The following is a 16592-nucleotide window of genomic DNA, read 5'->3' as shown; positions in this document are numbered from 1 at the left end:
TCCCTGGCAAGGCACCGGATAAGGTTGCGGGCATGACTCAGTCCCACCCCAGGATCAGCAAGGCTGTCATTCCCGCAGCCGGCCTCGGTACCCGGTTCCTGCCGGCCACCAAGGCCACTCCCAAGGAGATGCTGCCGGTCGTCGACAAGCCTGCGATCCAGTACGTGGTCGAGGAGGCCGTGTCGGCGGGGCTCGACGACGTCCTCATGATCACCGGACGCAACAAGCGCCCTCTCGAGGACCACTTCGACCGCAACTACGAGCTGGAGTCGGCGCTCGAGAAGAAGGGCGACGCCGAGCGGCTCGCGAAGGTGCAGGAGTCCAGCGACCTGGCCACCATGCACTACGTGCGCCAGGGCGACCCCAGGGGCCTCGGCCACGCGGTGCTGTGCGCGGCCCCGCACGTCGGCCACGAGCCCTTCGCGGTGCTCCTCGGCGACGACCTGATCGATCCGCGCGACCCTCTGCTGCAGCGCATGATCGAGGTCCAGGAGCAGCACGGCGGCAGCGTGATCGCCCTCATGGAGGTCGCGCCCGAGCAGATCCACCTCTACGGCTGCGCGGCCGTGGAGAGCACCGCCGACGGCGACGTCGTCAAGGTGACCGGGCTGGTCGAGAAGCCGGACCCGGCGGACGCCCCGTCGAACTACGCGATCATCGGCCGCTACGTCCTCGACCCGCACATCTTCGACATACTGCGCAAGACCGAGCCCGGGCGCGGCGGCGAGATCCAGCTCACCGACGCCCTGCAGCAGCTCGCGCAGGACGAGAAGGTCGGCGGTCCGGTGCACGGCGTCGTCTTCAAGGGCCGCCGCTACGACACCGGCGACCGTGGCGACTATCTGCGTGCCATTGTCAGACTCGCGTGCGAACGTGAAGACCTGGGCCCGGACTTCCGGACCTGGCTCCGCAGTTACGTAGCCGAGGAGATGCAGCAACGTTGAGCAGCGCCGCGACCCGCCCCGCCGCCCCGGACGACCTGTGGTCGGTGGACGAGCACCTGGAGGACATCCTCACCACCGTCCGTCCCCTGGAACCCATCGAGCTGCACCTCCTGGAGGCCCAGGGGTGCGTCCTGGTCGACGACATCAGGGTGCCCGTGTCCCTGCCGCCGTTCGACAACAGCTCCATGGACGGGTACGCGGTGCGGGTCGCGGACGTCGCGGGCGCCAGTGAGGAGTTCCCGGCCGTCCTGGAGGTCGTCGGGGACGTCGCGGCGGGCGCCGCCGAGCTGCTCCGGGTCGGCCCCGGCCAGGCGGCCCGCATCATGACCGGCGCCCCGCTGCCGCCCGGCGCCGAGGCCGTCGTCCCCGTCGAGTGGACCGACGGCGGGCTCGGCGAGGGCCCCGTCACCGGGATGCGGGCCCGCAGCCTCGCGCCCGAGGGCGCCCGGGGGCAGGTGCGCGTGCACCGCCCCGCCGAGGCACGCGCGCACGTGCGCGCCCAGGGCAGCGACGTGAAGGCCGGCGACCTCGCCCTGGAGGCCGGCACGGTCCTCGGCCCCTCGCAGATCGCCCTGCTGGCCGCCGTCGGCCGCGGCAGGGTCCGGGTGCGCCCGCGCCCGCGCGTGGTCGTGCTGTCGACCGGCAGCGAACTCGTCCAGCCCGGCGAGGAACTGCGCTCCGGCCAGATCTACGACTCCAACAGCTTCGCCCTCACCGCGGCCGCGCGCGACGCCGGCGCGATCGCCTACCGGGTCGGTGCCGTCGCCGACGACGCGGACACCCTGCGCGCCACCATCGAGGACCAGCTCATCCGCGCCGACCTGCTGGTGACCACCGGCGGGGTGAGCGTCGGGGCGTACGACGTGGTCAAGGAGGCGCTGTCGTACGCCGGTGACGAGGACGAGCCGGGCAGCGGGGTGGAGTTCCGCAAGCTCGCCATGCAGCCCGGCAAGCCCCAGGGCTTCGGCTCCATCGGCCGTGACCACACCCCCCTGCTCGCCCTGCCGGGCAACCCGGTGTCGTCGTACGTCTCCTTCGAGCTGTTCGTCCGCCCCGCGATCCGCACGCTGATGGGCCTGAGCGACGTCCACCGCCCCCGCGCCCGGGCCACCCTGCGGACGGACGAGGCGCTGAGCTCGCCGAAGGGCCGCCGGCAGTTCCTGCGCGGGGTGTACGCGGACGGCGAGGTCACGCCGGTCGGCGGCTCCGGCTCCCATCTGATCGCGGCGCTCGCCCACGCCGACGCGCTGATCGTCGTCCCCGAGGACACCGAGTCGGTGGCGCCGGGTGCCGAGGTCGAGGTGGTCCTGCTCGGCTGAGCCCGCCCGGTTGGCGGTACCGTGTCGCGCACAGCAGGCCCGTGCACCGCACTGCGACGGGCCCGGACCGGGAGCGCCACACAGCATGACTGAGCCTTCCCGGGGGGAGACCCCCGGAGCCCCTGCGCAGGACCACCTGACCCACCTGGACGAGGCGGGCGCGGCCCGCATGGTCGACGTGTCCGGCAAGGACGTGACCGCGCGCACCGCCCGCGCGAGCGGCCGGGTCCTGGTGTCGCCCCGCGTGGTCGAGCTGCTGCGCGGCGAGGGGGTCCCCAAGGGGGACGCCCTGGCCACCGCGCGCATCGCCGGGATCATGGGGGCCAAGCGCACCCCGGACCTGATCCCGCTGTGTCACCCGTTGTCGGTGTCCGGTGTGAAACTGGACCTGTCGGTCGCGGACGACGCCGTGGAGATCCGGGCCACCGTGAAGACGACGGACCGCACGGGTGTCGAGATGGAGGCCCTCACCGCGGTCTCCGTCGCCGCGCTCACCGTGATCGACATGGTCAAGGCGGTCGACAAGGGAGCGGTCATCACGGACGTGAGGGTGGAGGAGAAGACGGGCGGCAAGTCGGGCGACTGGAGCCGGTCATGAGCTACCGCGCTCTGGTGGTCACCGCCTCCAACCGGGCTGCCTCCGGGGTCTACGAGGACAAGGGCGGCCCGCTGGTCGCCGACGGCCTGAAGGGCTTCGGGTTCACCGTCGACGGCCCGCAGGTCGTCCCCGACGGCGACCCCGTGGAGGCGGCCCTGCGCGCCGCCGTCGAGGCCGGGTACGACGTCGTCGTCACCACGGGCGGCACCGGTGTCTCCCCCACCGACCGCACCCCCGAGGCGACCCGCGCGGTCCTCGACCACGAGGTGCCGGGCATCGCCGAGGCCATCCGGGCGTACGGCCGGGAGAAGGTGCCCACCGCGGCGCTGTCCCGGGGCCTGGCCGGGGTGGCCGGGCGGACGCTGATCGTCAACCTGCCGGGTTCCACCGGCGGGGTGCGGGACGGGCTCGCCGTCCTGGAGCCCCTGCTGGCGCACGCCGTCGACCAGATCCGCGGCGGCGACCACCCGAGACCCACCAGCAGCGGGGGTGCGAGCTGAACAGCCCTTCCTGGCCCGTCGTGCTGGCGGACGGAGATGTCGTCCTCCGGCCGATAAAGCTGCGCGACCAGCGGGTGTGGCGTGAGGTGAACCGGCGCAACCGGGACTGGCTGCGCCCCTGGGAGGCGACCATCCCGCCGCCCACGCCGAGCGGCCCGATCGTGCACCGGCCGACGTACCGCCAGATGGTCCGGCACCTGCGCTCCGAGGCGGGCGCGGGCCGGATGCTGCCGTTCGTCATCGAGTACCAGGGGCAGCTCGTCGGGCAGTTGACGGTCGCCGGGATCACCTGGGGCTCGATGTGCTCGGGCCACGTCGGCTACTGGGTGGACGAGGCGGTGGCGGGGCGCGGCGTCATGCCGACGGCCGTCGCCCTCGCGGTGGACCACTGTTTCCGCACCGTAGGTCTGCACCGCATCGAGGTCTGCATTCGCCCCGAGAACCGGCCCAGCCGCCGGGTGGTGGAGAAACTCGGATTCCGCGAGGAGGGGCTCCGGCCGCGTTATCTGCACATCGACGGAGCCTGGCGCGACCACCTCGTCTTCGCCCTCACGGCGGAGGAAGTGCCCGAGGGGTTGCTCGCCCGCTGGCGCCGGACCCGCTCCGAACGGGAGCGGGAGCGGCAGGGCGAGCAGCGGGAGCAGCACACGCCGGGTCCGGGGAATGCCGGCCGGCCCGGAAATTGAATAAGTGTTCGAAATTGATCGGTGGGCGACCGTCTCGGGGCATTCAATTCGCGACTTCGGTGGTCCGCTGATCGCATCGGTGGCAAAAAATGCTGGAAATATCAGCCAGATCGTGCGACACACCGGCCCAATTGGCAGATGGCCTCATGCAAACCCCTCTACCGTGTGAGGCGTGAGCAGCAGCGGCCTCATCTACGCAGTCATCGTCGGGGCCTGGGCCGCCTACTTGGTGCCGATGTGGCTCCGTAGGCAGGACGAGCTGAACGAGGCCCGTCCGACGGAACGCTTCAGCACCGCCATCCGGCTGCTGTCCGGACGGGCGGGTATGGAGCGCCGGTACGCCAAGGACCTGCGGGCGCGCTCCGCCCAGGAGGGGGAGCCGGACACCGGCGACCCGGACGCCGTCACCGACTCGGTGGACGTCCGGGCCTTCGCCATGCCTCCGACCCGCCGTCAGGTCCGGGTGGACGCCGAGCCGGAGCCGGTCGACCGGCCGGAGCCGGCACGCGGCCCGCACGCCACCCCGGCGCCCCGGCCCGCCCCCGCGTCCGGCACCTCCGGCACCGTGCCCGCGCAGAAGCGCGGCCCGGCCCCGCGGCGCGCCCCCTCGGGGCAGGCGGCCGCGGCACGGGCCCGGCGCTCGAAGGTGCTCGCGCGCCGTCGGCGCACCACCGTGATGCTCTTCCTCGCCTTCACCCTGGGTGCCATCGTCGCCGCCGTCGGGGGCCTCGCCTTCCTGTGGGCCCCCGGCGTCCCCGCGGTCATGCTCAGCGCGTACATCGCCTACCTGCGCTCCCAGGAACGCCGCCGCTTCGCCTACCAGATGGACCGCCGGCGCGCCGAGGTCGCGGCCCAGCGCCTGCGCGAGCGCCAGCCGCGCCGACGTGCGCCCCTGGAGGCGGGCACCGCCGCCGACGAACCGGAGGAGGCCTTGGGGACCGAGACCGACCCCGGCCTCTCCGCGCTCGCCGCGGACCGCCGCGCCCTCGTGGAGCAGACCGACCACGCCGAGTGGGTCGACCAGCAGCGCGAGCGCCGGCGGCGCCCCGGCCAGGGCGACAGCTGGGACCCGGTCCCGGTCCCCCTGCCCACCTATGTGACCGCGCCGGTCGCACCCCGGGCCACCAGCGACGTGGACCTCGGGGCACCCGACACCTGGAGCTCGGCACGCTCCAGCTCGGCCCTCCCGGAGCCGGAGGCGCACCACGCACCGGAGTCCGAGGCCGAGGAGTCCCCGTACGACGACAGGCCGGCGGACGGCCGTACCGACGCCCGTCGTGCCGCCTCCGCCCGCCGGGCCCGCGAGCGCGGCCGCACGCCCCTCTTCGACCAGTACGAGGACGGCGACCGCCCCCGCGCGGCCAACGAGTGACCGCTGTCACGCCCCTGGAGACCCGCCCCTGACCAGTCCGGGAACGGATTTCCAAGCACCCCGACGGGGATGCTAGAGTTTCACTCGTTGCAAGGGCCTGTGGCGCAGTCCGGTAGCGCACCTCGTTCGCATCGAGGGGGCCAGGGGTTCAAATCCCCTCAGGTCCACGCAGCATGAAGCCCCGATCGGCGAAAGCCGACCGGGGCTTCAGCGCGTTCACAGGCGCTTGGCGAAGCAGCGGCTGTCCTCGTAGTGGCGGTAGTAGCCGAACTTGGCGCAGGGCTCGTAGCCGCAGGAGGTGTACAGGGCGATCGCCTCCGGTTGTTTGACGCCGGTCTCCAGGACCATGCGGGTGCGGCCCGCCATGCGGGCGTCCTCCTCCAGGGCGGCGAGTATCCGGCGGGCGATGCCCCGGCCGCGCATGCCGGCGACGACGAACATGCGCTTCAGCTCCGCGTCGCCGTCCTCGTTGCCCTCGCCGTTGCTGTCCTGGCTGCGCCAGCCGCCGGTGGCCACCGGGCGGTCGCGCTCGTCGTACGCGATCAGGTACACGCCGCGGGGCGGGTCGAAGTCGGTCGCGGCGAGGACGGTGGCGTCGCCGTCGTCGCCGTAGCGCAGGGCGTACTCGGCCTGGACCTCGTCGTTGAGCTTGACGGCGTCGGGGTGGTCGAAACGAACGGGGCGAATAATCATGCTGGGTATCGTACTTCTATGCAGAGTGGGCGGTGGGGCCCCACCAGTGTGCCGGTATCGTGCCCTGGTGCTGACTGTGACCTCGGTGAACGTGAACGGGCTGCGGGCCGCGGCCAAGAAGGGCTTCGTGGAGTGGCTCGCCCGGACCTCCGCGGACGTCGTCTGCCTGCAGGAGGTGCGCGCCGAGCCGCACCAGCTGCCCGAGGAGGTGCGGCAGCCGGAAGGCTGGCACGTCGTCCACGCCCCGGCCGCCGCGAAGGGCCGCGCCGGCGTCTCCCTCTGCACCCGCCGCGAACCCGACCGCGTCCAGGTCGGCTTCGGCTCCGCCGAGTTCGACGCCGCCGGCCGCTACGTCGAGGCCGACCTGCCCGGCGTCACGGTCGCCTCCCTCTACCTGCCTTCCGGCGAGGTCGGCACCGAGCGGCAGGACGAGAAGATCCGCTTCATGGGGGAGTTCCTCGCGTATCTGAAGGAGCTGCGGGAGCGGGCCGCCGCCGACGGCCGCGAGGTCCTCGTCTGCGGCGACTGGAACATCGCCCACCAGCAGGCCGACCTGAAGAACTGGCGCGGCAACACCAAGAACTCCGGCTTCCTCCCGGAGGAACGCGAGTGGCTCGGCCGCGTGTTCGCCGCCGAGGAGGGCGGTTACGTCGACGTCGTGCGCGCCCTGCATCCGGACGCCGAGGGGCCGTACACCTGGTGGTCGTACCGGGGGCGCGCCTTCGACAACGACGCGGGATGGAGGATCGATCTCGCCGTCGCGACCCCCGGGCTGGCGGCCCGGGCGGTCAAGGCGGTGGTGGAGCGGGCGGCCAGTCATCAGGAGCGCTGGTCGGACCACGCTCCTGTGACGGTGACCTTCGGGCTCAGCGTTTGAGTGTGAAGGTGAAGTCGCCGGAGAGCTTGCCGCTCAGCCGGACCGCCGAGACGAGTCCGCCCTCCGCGATCAGCCTCCCGACCTCCGCCCGCGAAAGACCGCAGCCCTCGGCGATCAGCCGCACCGGCCGGACGGGAATCCGCGCCGCGAAGCGGACCGAGACGTCGATCACCTCGTGGTCCAGGTGATCCGATCCGCCGGTGTCGAGGCGCCAGGCGTCGTCCCAGTCGAGGGCGATGCGATTGCGGCGCCGTACGGCAGGGTCCTGGAGCAGCTCGGCTGCCAGGCCGGGGTCGTTGTCGTGCAGCCGGTCCAGCAACTCGGGTCGTACGGAGCGCACGTTCATCCGCTCCAGGACCGCGAGCTTCGCGGTGTCGCCGCATGCGGTGCAGCGCACGAGCAGCCAGGCGTCGAGGAGCTTGTGGTTCGCGTTGACGCGGAATTTGCCGTTCGCCCGGAAGCGCCCGGACGCGCAGGCGTGGCAGCGGCGCAGCACGAGAGGAAGGCAGGTGGGCATGACCACCCAGGTGGTGAGCACAGAGGTACACCGGTTTCAGTGAGAAGTCCGCAGCAAAAAGGGGCGCGGCGCACATGCGCGACGCGCGACGATTCAGCGCTCGGGAGGTCTCACACGGTGTACAACGGCACGTCCTTGCCCAGACGACTCGGTCGGGCAGCACGGTAAGGGCGCGCGGCGGCGCCCTGCCACCGGTTTTCCGGCGCACAGAGCCGGGTCGGCCCCAGGGTCTCGGCCTGATCCGAACGAAAGACCTAGTCCCGCTTGTTCAGCCGCCGGTCCAGGGCGAGGGACAGCTCCGCCTCCACCACGCTGCGGGCCAGGGGGCGCAGGCGGTGGAGGTCCTCCTCCGGGGCGTGGCGGCGGATCAGGTCGGTGAAGAGGGCGGCCAGCGCCTCGGCGTGTTCGCGGACGCGCACGCCGGCCGCGAGGACCTCGGCGAGCGGGATGCCCTCGCGGACAAGGGCGGAGGAGACGTCCAGCAGGCGGCGGCTGATGTGCACGATCCGGTCGCCGTCGGTGCCGAGGTAGCCGAGGTCCATGGCGGCGGCCAGGTTCTCCGGGGTGACTTCGCCCTCGAAGCGGGCGGCGAGCTCCTCGGGGGTGAGGTGGACCGGCTCCTCCTCGGTGGGGGCGCCGACGCCGAGCAGGTCGGCGACGTCGCGGCCGTGGTCGAAGGCCTCGGCCAGCTCGGCGATGCCGCTCAGGGTGTGGCCGCGCTCCAGCAGGGCGGCGATGGTGCGCAGGCGGGCCAGGTGGTGGTCGTCGTACCAGGCGATACGGCCCTCGCGGCGGGGCGGGGGGATGAGTTTGCGCTCGCGGTAGAAGCGCAGCGTGCGCACGGTGATGCCGGCCAGCCGGGCCAGTTCCTCCATGCGGTACTCGCGCGGTGCGCCGCCCTGCTCGTCCTCGTGTCCGCCGTCGTCTGCCACGGTCGCAGCCTATGTTGTACCGCCGGTAACTTCCTTCCGCCTACCCCTACCGCTCGGTACGCCGCTGCTCTACAGTCCCATTGCGCCAGTGTTCACTGGCAGAGTCCTAGGCGATGCGTGGAGGCGTCGGGATGGCCGAGCACGAGCATGTACGGGTGGCGGTGATCGGGTCCGGGTTCGGCGGGCTGGGGGCCGCCGTGCGGCTGCGCCGGGAGGGGATCACCGACTTCGTCGTCCTGGAACGGGCCGACAGCGTCGGCGGCACCTGGCGCGACAACAGCTATCCCGGGTGCGCCTGCGACGTGCCCTCCCACCTGTACTCCTTCTCCTTCGCACCCAACCCCGACTGGCCGCGCACCTTCTCCGGACAGGAGCACATCCGCGCCTACCTGGAGCACGTCACCGACACCTTCGGGCTGCGCCCGCACATCCGGCTCGACTCCGAGGTCAAGCTGATGAGCTGGGACAACGACCTGCTGCGCTGGAACATCGAGACCACCCGCGGGGCGCTGACCGCCGACGTCGTCGTCTCCGCCACCGGGCCGCTGTCCGAGCCGAAGATCCCCGAGATCCCGGGCCTGGCCTCCTTCCCGGGCAAGGTCTTCCACTCCGCCCGCTGGGACCACGACTACGACCTCGCCGGCAAGCGCGTCGCCATGGTCGGCACCGGCGCCTCCGCCATCCAGATCGTGCCCGCCATCCAGCCCGAGGTCGCCCGGCTCACCCTCTTCCAGCGCACCCCGCCCTGGGTCATGCCCCGCGTGGACCGCGCCATCAGCGACGCCGAGCGCCGGCTGCACCGGGCGCTGCCCTTCACCACGCAGGTGCGGCGCGGGGTGCTGTGGGGCATCCGGGAGCTGCAGGTGCAGGCGTTCACCAAGCACCCCGACGAACTCGGCATGGTCGAGCGGCTCGCCAAGCGCAACATGGCCCGCGCCGTCAAGGACCCGACCCTGCGCGCCAAACTGACCCCCGACTACCGCATCGGCTGCAAGCGGATCCTGCTGTCCAGCACGTACTACCCGGCGCTGACCCGGCCCAACGTCGACGTGGTCGCGAGCGGGCTCAGCGAGATCCGCGGTTCCACCGTCGTCGCCGCCGACGGCAGCGAGGCCGAGGTCGACGCGATCATCTTCGGCACGGGCTTCCACGTCACGGACATGCCGATCGCCGAGCGGGTGGTCGGGGCGGAGGGCATCACGCTCGCCGAGTCCTGGAAGACCGGCATGCGGGCGCTGCGCGGCGCCTCGGTGGCCGGGTTCCCGAACTGGATGACGATCATTGGGCCCAACACCGGCCTCGGGAACTCCTCCATGATCCTCATGATCGAGTCCCAGCTGAACTATCTGGCCGACTATCTGCGCCAGTTGAACGTCCTGGGGGTCCCCTCAGGCCCTCCAGGCACCGGGGGAGGCCGTACGGCTCTCGATGCCCGGCCGGCGGCCGTCGAGGACTGGAACCGCAAGGTCCAGGAGCGGATGAAGCGAACCGTGTGGAACACCGGCGGCTGCACCAGCTGGTACCTGGACGCCGGTGGCCGCAACACCACCATCTGGCCCGGTACGACGACCGAGTTCCGGCGCGCGACCCGTCGGGTGGACCTGGCGGAGTACGAGGTCCTTCGCAGGACGGCAGCGGTGTCCGGACAGCGGGACGGAACGAAGAGCGGAACGAAGAGCGGAACGAAGAACGGCGCGACCAACGCAACGAAGAGCGAGAAGAAGAGCGAGACCGCCGCATGAGCCGCATCGCCTCCGTGGCCTCCGGCCCCTACGCCCCGCCCACCCCCACCCGCACCCTCGGCGTAGTCTCCGCCGACGGCGCACGGCTGCACGTCGAGGTGCACGGGCCCGAGGACGCGCCCGCGGTGGTCCTCGCGCACGGCTGGACCTGCTCGACCGCCTTCTGGGCCGCGCAGATACGGGAGTTGGCTGGGGAGTACCGGGTCATCGCGTACGACCAGCGGGGGCACGGGCGCAGCCCCGCGAGCCCCGCGTGCACCACCGACGCGCTGGCGGACGACCTCGAAGCGGTGCTCGCGCAGACGCTCGGGCCGCAGGAGAAGGCGCTGGTCGTCGGCCACTCCATGGGCGGGATGACGGTCATGGCGGCCGCCGGGCGCCCCCGTTTCCGCCGGCACGCCGCCGCCGTCCTGCTGTGCAGCACCGGAAGCTCCCGGCTGGTGCCGGAGTCACTGGTGGTGCCGCTGCGCGCCGGGCGGGTGCGCACCTGGATCACCGGGCGCATCCTCGGCTCGCGCGCCCCCCTCGGGCCGGTCACGCCGCTCGCGATGCGGATCCTCAAGTACGCCACCATGGGCGCCGGTTCGGCCCCGCACATGGTGGAGGCGTGCGCGCGGATCGTGCACGCCTGCCCCCGCGCCGCGCGCCACGCCTGGGGCGGTGTGCTCGCGGCGCTCGATCTCGACCACGGCGTACGGCAGCTGCACGCGCCCACCGCGGTGCTGCACGGCGCGTCCGACCGGCTCACGCCCCCGGTGCACGCCCGCGCGCTGGTCGCCGCGCTGCCGCAGTGCGTCGGCCTCACCGAGCTGCCCGGCGTCGGCCACATGACGCCGATCGAGGTTCCCGAGCAGGTGACCGGCCGGATCCGGGAACTCGTCACCACGTACGTCACCGGGACCGCCCCCGGGTCCCACTCCACCCCCGTACCGCACCTCGAGGAGGGCGCATGAGCAGGGTCGGTCTCGAAGGGCAGGTCGCCGTCGTCACCGGAGCGGCGCGCGGCGTCGGCGAGCTGCTGGCGCGCAGACTCTCCGCGCGCGGCGCGAAGGTCGCGCTGGTCGGACTGGAGGAGGAGGCCCTCAAGGAGGTCTCCGGGCGGCTGCACAGCGACAGCGCGTACTGGTACGCCGACGTCACCGACCACGAGGCGATGAGCCGGGTCGCGCAGGAGGTCAAGGAGCGCTTCGGCAAGGTCGACATCGTGGTCGCCAACGCCGGGGTGGCGACCGGCGGTCCGTTCGCGGACTCCGACCCGGAGGCCTGGCGGCGTGTGATCGAGGTCAACCTGATCGGCTCGGCGGTCACCGCCCGTGCGTTCCTGCCGGTGCTGGTCGAGAGCCGCGGCTACCTGCTGCAGATCGCCTCTCTCGCCGCGATCACCCCGGCGCCGATGATGACGGCGTACTGCGCCTCCAAGTCGGGAGTGGAGGCGTACGCGCACAGCCTGCGCGCCGAGGTCGGCCACCTGGGCGTGCGCGTCGGCGTCGCCTACCTGTCCTGGACCGACACCGACATGGTCCGCGGCGCCGACCAGGACGAGGTGATGCGGGAGCTGCGGCAGCGGCTGCCGTGGCCGTCGAACAAGACCTACCCGCTGGGCCCGGCCGTGGACCGGATCGTCGCCGGGATCGAGCGGCGCTCGGCGCACGTGTACGGACAGTGGTGGCTGCGCGGCATGCAGGGCGTGCGCGGATACCTGCCGGGGCTCATCGGCACCGTCGGCCAGCGCGAGATGCGGCGGTTCGGGTCGCGGCTGCAGGGGATGCGGTCGGGGCTCGTCGGCGCAGGTGGGGCGGCGGACGAGGCCGCCCGTGCTACGCACCGTAACTGATCGACATGCGCAGCGTGTTCACCCGTGTGAATCTGGTCGAGGCCCCACCGAGGGGTTGACCCCCGGGGCCGAGCCCCCACCCTCACTCACCACAGGAGTGAACCCACATGGGTATGAAGGACAAGTCCAACGAATGGCAGAACCAGGCCGAGCAGAAGATGGGCCAGGCCCGTGAGCGGACCGGTCAGCGCGGCCAGCAGCCGGGCCAGCCGGGTCAGCACGGTCAGGGTCAGCAGGGCCGGCAGGGTCAGCAGCCGCCCGAGCGGGGCCGCCAGAACTTCCGTGACATCGAGGACACGGAGCAGGAGATGGAGGACCGCTTCGACCAGGACTACGACGCCTAGTCGCTGCGCTCGGCCTCGGCCGATGTGATGCGGGGTGCCCTTCGGTTGTTTCCGGAGGGCACCCTGCGTTGTTGTGCGGGGTGCGTCGCGTTGTCTTTTCGCTGCGGGCCGTGGGGGCTGGGCGCGCAGTTCCCCGCGCCCCTTGTATCCGCGTCCCTCTTATGAAGTTGCCCTTGGTGGCAGCTTCGGGCGGGAGCGGTCCGGGACGTCGCTGTAGCCGGGGGGAGACGCCGCGGGGCTGGACTCCAGGAGACCGAGGGCCAGTTCCACCGCGTCGGTCAACTGGGCGTGGCGTCCCTCCGCCCAGTCCAGGGGGGTGCGGAGGATCTCGAGGTCGGGGGCCACGCCGTGGTTCTCCACGGACCAGCCGTAGGCGTCGAACCAGGCCGCGTTCATCGGCACCGTGATGACCGTGCCGTCGCCGAGGCGGTGGCGGCCGGTCATGCCGACGACGCCGCCCCAGGTGCGCTGGCCGACCACCGGGCCCAGCTTCAGGAGCTTGAAGGCGGCGGTGATCATGTCGCCGTCGGAGGAGGTCGCCTCGTCCGCCAGGGCCACCACCGGGCCCCGGGGCGCGTTCGAGGTGTACGACACCGGCTGGGCGTTGCGGGTCAGGTCCCAGCCGAGGATCGTCCGGGTCAGCTTCTCGATGACGAGCTCGCTGATGTGCCCGCCCGCGTTGCCGCGCACGTCCACGATCAGCGCGGGCCGGGACATCTCCATGCGCAGGTCCCGGTTGAACTGCGCCCAGCCCGAGCCGCCCATGTCGGGGATGTGCAGATAGCCGCACTTGCCGCCGCTGAACTCCCGGACGACGGCCCGGCGTTTGGCCACCCAGTCCTGGTAGCGCAGCGGCCGCTCGTCGATCAGCGGGACGACGGCGACCCGCCGGGCCCGCCCCGGCTCGCCCGGCGGCGGAGTGAACGTCAGCTCCGTCGTCGTACCGCCCGAGCCGGCGAGCAGCGGATAGGGTCCGGCGACGGGGTCGACGGGACGGCCGTCCACGTGGGTCAGGACGGCGCCCTCGCGGATGCCCGTGCCGGCCAGCGGCGAGCGGGCCTTGGAGTCGGAGGAGTCGCCGGGCAGGATGCGCCTGACGGCCCAGCCTCCTTCCCGCTGGACGAAGTTGGCGCCGAGCAGGCCCTGCCAGCGCTGGTAGTGGGGCGGCCCCTCGTTGCGGCGGGCGGCGGTGACGTAGGCGTGCGAGGTGCCCAGCTCGCCGAGGACCTCGCGCAGCAGGTCGGCGAACTCGTCGGGGGAGGCGACGCGTTCGACCAGCGGCCGGTACTGGTCGAGGACCGCGTCCCAGTCGATGCCGCACATGCCCGGGTCCCAGAAGTAGGCGCGGATGAGCCGGCCGGCCTCGTCGTACGACTGGCGCCACTCGGCGCCCGGATCCACCTGGTGCAGGATGCGGCGCAGGTCGATCCAGACGGTGGTGTCGGCGTCGCCGGACTCGGTCGACGGCACCGCCCGCAGGTCGCCCTCGTCGACCACCACCAGCCGGGTCCCGTCGCCGCTGACCGCGAACCAGTCGAGGTGATCGACCAGTTCGGACTTCTTCGCCTTGGCGATGGTGAAGTACTCCAGCGTCGGCCGGCCGCTGATGTCGGCCGGGTTGGCGAAGGTCTCGCCGAGCGCGCCGGAGATGGGCCAGCGCAGCCACACCAGTCCGCCGCCGGCGACGGGGCACAGCGCCGAGTACTTGGAGGCGACGACCGGGAACGGCGTCACCCGGTTCTCCAGTCCCTCCACCTCCACGGTGACCGTGCCGTGCTCGCCGGTCTCCTCGTCCTCCAGCGGGTCCAGCCCGCCGGCGGCGGGGCGCCCTTCGGGGTTCAGGGCGAAGGGCGAGGGGGTCGCCGAGGACAGCGGGACCAGGTACGGGCGGCAGCCCAGCGGGAAGGACAGGTCGCCGGTGTGGACGTCGTAGACCGGGTCGAAGCCGCGCCAGGACAGGAAGGCCAGGTAGCGGCCGTCCCGGGTGAAGACGGGGTTCTCGTCCTCGAAGCGGCCGTTGGTGACGTCCACGACCAGCCGGTCCTTGATGCGGGCCAGCTTGATCTGCCGCAGGGAGCGGCCGATGCCCGGGTGGGACCAGGTGATCCAGGAGCCGTCCGGGGAGAAGGCCAGGTCGCGGACGGGGCCGTTGACGGAGCGGACCAGCTCCGTGACCGCCGCACCGTCGCCGCTCCCGGAGCCCTCGCCGGCCTCCTCCTCGGCGACGTCGACCAGCAGCAGCCGCCCGTCGTGCGAGGCCACGGCCACCCGTTCGCCCTGCGGGTCGGCCACCATCTCCAGCACCCGCCCCACCTGCCCGGAGGCCAGGCGGCGCGTGGTCCGCTCCCCGCTGGCGCGCGGCAGCCGGACGATCTCCAGGGCGTCCTCGCCCTCGGCGTCCGTCACGTACGCCACCTGCCCGGACGAGCCGAGCATCTCCGGCAGCCGGACCCGGACGCCGGGCGTGTCCGTGATGGTGCGGGCCGGGCCGTCGCGGTGCGTGAGCCAGTACAGGCTGCCGCGTACGACGACGGCGCTGGCCCGCCCGGTCTCGTCCACGGAGATGCCGTCCACGTGCTGGGCGGCCGGCACCTGGTAGCGGCGGCGCCCCGCGCGCGGGCCGCTCAGCCGGATGTCGAGCCGGCGCGGTTCGGCACCGGCGGCGAGGTCGTCCACCAGCCACAGGTCGCCCGCGCACTGGTAGACCACCCGCGTGCCGTCGCTGGCGGCGTGCCGGGCGTAGAAGGCGTCGTGGTCGGTGTGGCGGCGCAGGTCGGAGCCGTCGTGGGCGCAGGAGTAGAGGTTGCCGACGCCCTCGTGGTCGGAGAGGAAGGCGATCCGGCCGCCGACGAACATGGGGCAGGCCAGATGTCCGCCGATGTCCGGCAGCAGCCGCTGCCCGTGCAGCCACAGCCGGCCCGTGGCGCCGCCCCGGTAACGCTTCCAGGAGGCCGGTTCGTGCGGCGGGGTGCCGGTGAGCAGCAGGGTCATGTGCTGCCCGTCGACGTCGGCGACCTGGAGGTCGGAGACCGGCCCCCAGGGCAGCTTGCGCCCCGGGTCGCCGTCCGTGCCCACCTTGTAGGCCCAGGTGAAGTAGGAGAAGGGCTCGCCGTGGGAGGCGACGGCGAGGATGTCGCCGTCCGGGCTCCAGCCGCACACCTGGGTGTCCGGGCTGCCCCAGTAGGTCAGCTGGCGTGCGGGCCCGCCGTCGGTGCCGACGAGGTGGATCTCGGGCACGAGGCTGCGCCACGACGTGTAGGCGATGCGGCTGCCGTCGGGGGAGAAGCGGGGGTGGCCGGCCTTGGTGCGGTCCACGGTGAGCCGCCAGGCGCGGCCCGGGGCGTCGAGGGGGGCCAGCCACAGGTCGTCCTCGGTCACGAAGCACAGCAGGTCGCCGTTGAGGTGGGGAAGACGCAGATAGCTCACCCTCCCCATGCTTTTCCGCGGGAGAAAGCACAGCAACTTGTGGGGAAAGCGGCAGACGTGAGCCAGCCCACGTACGAAACCGTTTCGTTTCGATGAGTGTTGCGGTACATTCGTCATGCAGGAAGCAGATACGAAACCGTGTCGTTCGGAGCGGGCAGCCGCACAGGGAAGGTGAGAGGCATGACTGAGGTCGCCACCGCGCGTCGCAGTCGGATCACACCCGCACGCGAGGCCGAGTTGTACGAGGCCGTGCTCGACCTGCTCCGCGAAGTCGGCTACGACGCCCTCACCATGGACGCCGTCGCCGCCCGCACCCGGTCCAGCAAGGCCACCCTCTACCGCCAGTGGGGCGGCAAGGCCGAGCTGGTGGCCAGGGCGATCCGGCACAGCAAGCCGGGCAGCATCGCCGACGTCGACACCGGGTCGCTGCGGGGCGACTTCCACGCCCTCGTCACCCGCGAGGACGACTGCGCCATGGAGCAGAACAACGCCCTGATGCGCGGTCTGGCCATGGCGATGCACACCAACCCGGACCTCCACCAGGCGTTCCGGGAGCAGCTCATCGAGCCCGAGATGGCCGAGTTCGGCCGGGTGCTGCAGCGGGCCGTCGACCGCGGTGAGGTCGACCCCGGCAACCCGGCGCTGCAGTTCGTGGTGCACATGATGATCGGCGCGTTCGCCACGCGCGCGATCATCGACGCCCAACCGCCGACCCAGGCGTTCCTGCGGTCGTACATCGACGCCGTGGTCCTCCCCGCCCTCGGCGTTCCGGCCGCCTGACCCGTTTTCTGATCCCTTTCCCCAGCAA

The 16592-nt window shown here is 72.4% G+C and carries 16 protein-coding genes and 1 tRNA gene; 13 read left to right on the top strand and 4 right to left on the bottom strand.

Annotation, left to right across the window (positions count from 1 at the left end):
- Positions 1 to 32 precede the first annotated feature (32 nt).
- The 7 genes from galU to ACZ404_RS26760 all read left to right on the top strand — a co-directional run bounded on the left by galU (position 33) and on the right by ACZ404_RS26760 (position 5586).
- Positions 33 to 944 (top strand): UTP--glucose-1-phosphate uridylyltransferase GalU, encoded by a 912-nt coding sequence (gene galU / locus ACZ404_RS26790; RefSeq protein WP_468444110.1) that lies wholly within the window; start codon positions 33 to 35, stop codon positions 942 to 944.
- A complete protein-coding gene (glp, locus tag ACZ404_RS26785) occupies positions 941 to 2263 on the top strand; it encodes a molybdotransferase-like divisome protein Glp (protein WP_468444108.1) in 1323 nt (440 codons plus the stop codon). The genes galU and glp overlap by 4 nt, the downstream gene beginning before the upstream one ends.
- 85 nt (positions 2264 to 2348) lie before the next feature.
- Positions 2349 to 2861 (top strand): cyclic pyranopterin monophosphate synthase MoaC, encoded by a 513-nt coding sequence (gene moaC, locus ACZ404_RS26780; protein ID WP_464817762.1) that lies wholly within the window; start codon positions 2349 to 2351, stop codon positions 2859 to 2861.
- Entirely contained in the window at positions 2858 to 3361 is a 504-nt protein-coding gene (locus tag ACZ404_RS26775; RefSeq protein WP_468444106.1) for a MogA/MoaB family molybdenum cofactor biosynthesis protein, read from the top strand. The genes moaC and ACZ404_RS26775 overlap by 4 nt, the downstream gene beginning before the upstream one ends.
- A 20-nt stretch (positions 3362 to 3381) precedes the next feature.
- Complete coding sequence (locus ACZ404_RS26770; RefSeq protein WP_468444104.1) at positions 3382 to 4047, top strand: GNAT family N-acetyltransferase; 666 nt, start codon at positions 3382 to 3384, stop codon at positions 4045 to 4047.
- Between the two features lie 172 nt (positions 4048 to 4219).
- Positions 4220 to 5419, top strand: coding sequence for a divisome protein SepX/GlpR (sepX, locus tag ACZ404_RS26765; RefSeq protein ID WP_468444102.1), 1200 nt, complete (start codon positions 4220 to 4222; stop codon positions 5417 to 5419).
- Positions 5420 to 5512: 93 nt separating this feature from the next.
- Positions 5513 to 5586 (top strand) — tRNA-Ala (locus tag ACZ404_RS26760).
- Between the two features lie 49 nt (positions 5587 to 5635).
- Here ACZ404_RS26760 and ACZ404_RS26755 read toward each other — a convergent pair.
- Positions 5636 to 6112: a GNAT family N-acetyltransferase gene (locus tag ACZ404_RS26755; protein WP_468444100.1), complete on the bottom strand. Its 477-nt coding sequence runs from the start codon at positions 6110 to 6112 to the stop codon at positions 5636 to 5638.
- A gap of 76 nt (positions 6113 to 6188) precedes the next feature.
- Here ACZ404_RS26755 and ACZ404_RS26750 point away from each other — a divergent pair, with 76 nt between their 5' ends.
- Positions 6189 to 6989, top strand: coding sequence for an exodeoxyribonuclease III (locus ACZ404_RS26750; protein ID WP_468444253.1), 801 nt, complete (start codon positions 6189 to 6191; stop codon positions 6987 to 6989).
- On the opposite strand, the gene ACZ404_RS26745 is transcribed toward ACZ404_RS26750, so the two are convergent.
- Entirely contained in the window at positions 6979 to 7527 is a 549-nt protein-coding gene (locus tag ACZ404_RS26745) for a DUF1062 domain-containing protein (RefSeq protein ID WP_468444098.1), read from the bottom strand. The two genes, ACZ404_RS26750 and ACZ404_RS26745, sit on opposite strands and share 11 nt — an antisense overlap.
- 233 nt (positions 7528 to 7760) lie before the next feature.
- The gene (locus tag ACZ404_RS26740; protein WP_468444251.1) at positions 7761 to 8381 is read right to left on the bottom strand and encodes a MerR family transcriptional regulator; all 621 of its coding nucleotides are present in this window, start codon (positions 8379 to 8381) and stop codon (positions 7761 to 7763) included.
- 188 nt (positions 8382 to 8569) lie between these two features.
- Between ACZ404_RS26740 and ACZ404_RS26735 the strand changes: the two genes are divergently transcribed.
- The 4 genes from ACZ404_RS26735 (at position 8570) to ACZ404_RS26720 (ending at position 12358) form a co-directional block, all read left to right on the top strand.
- Positions 8570 to 10180, top strand: a complete 1611-nt coding sequence (locus tag ACZ404_RS26735; RefSeq protein ID WP_468444096.1) for a flavin-containing monooxygenase — start codon at positions 8570 to 8572, stop codon at positions 10178 to 10180.
- On the top strand, positions 10177 to 11133 hold the full coding sequence (locus ACZ404_RS26730) for an alpha/beta fold hydrolase (RefSeq protein WP_468444094.1): 957 nt from the start codon (positions 10177 to 10179) through the stop codon (positions 11131 to 11133). The genes ACZ404_RS26735 and ACZ404_RS26730 overlap by 4 nt, the downstream gene beginning before the upstream one ends.
- Positions 11130 to 12014: an SDR family oxidoreductase gene (locus ACZ404_RS26725; RefSeq protein WP_468444092.1), complete on the top strand. Its 885-nt coding sequence runs from the start codon at positions 11130 to 11132 to the stop codon at positions 12012 to 12014. Before ACZ404_RS26730 ends, ACZ404_RS26725 begins: the two co-directional genes overlap by 4 nt.
- Before the next feature lie 107 nt (positions 12015 to 12121).
- Entirely contained in the window at positions 12122 to 12358 is a 237-nt protein-coding gene (locus ACZ404_RS26720; RefSeq protein WP_468444090.1) for a hypothetical protein, read from the top strand.
- A gap of 159 nt (positions 12359 to 12517) precedes the next feature.
- Here ACZ404_RS26720 and ACZ404_RS26715 read toward each other — a convergent pair whose 3' ends face one another.
- The gene (locus tag ACZ404_RS26715; protein WP_468444088.1) at positions 12518 to 15784 is read right to left on the bottom strand and encodes a S41 family peptidase; all 3267 of its coding nucleotides are present in this window, start codon (positions 15782 to 15784) and stop codon (positions 12518 to 12520) included.
- Positions 15785 to 15964: 180 nt separating this feature from the next.
- Between ACZ404_RS26715 and ACZ404_RS26710 the strand changes: the two genes are divergently transcribed.
- Positions 15965 to 16564: a TetR/AcrR family transcriptional regulator gene (locus ACZ404_RS26710; RefSeq protein WP_468444086.1), complete on the top strand. Its 600-nt coding sequence runs from the start codon at positions 15965 to 15967 to the stop codon at positions 16562 to 16564.
- Positions 16565 to 16592 lie beyond the last annotated feature (28 nt).

The organism is Streptomyces sp. NPDC030798 (genome assembly GCF_055572275.1).
Note: the sequence above shows the minus strand (reverse complement) of the source record. Positions and strands in the feature narration are given on the sequence as shown.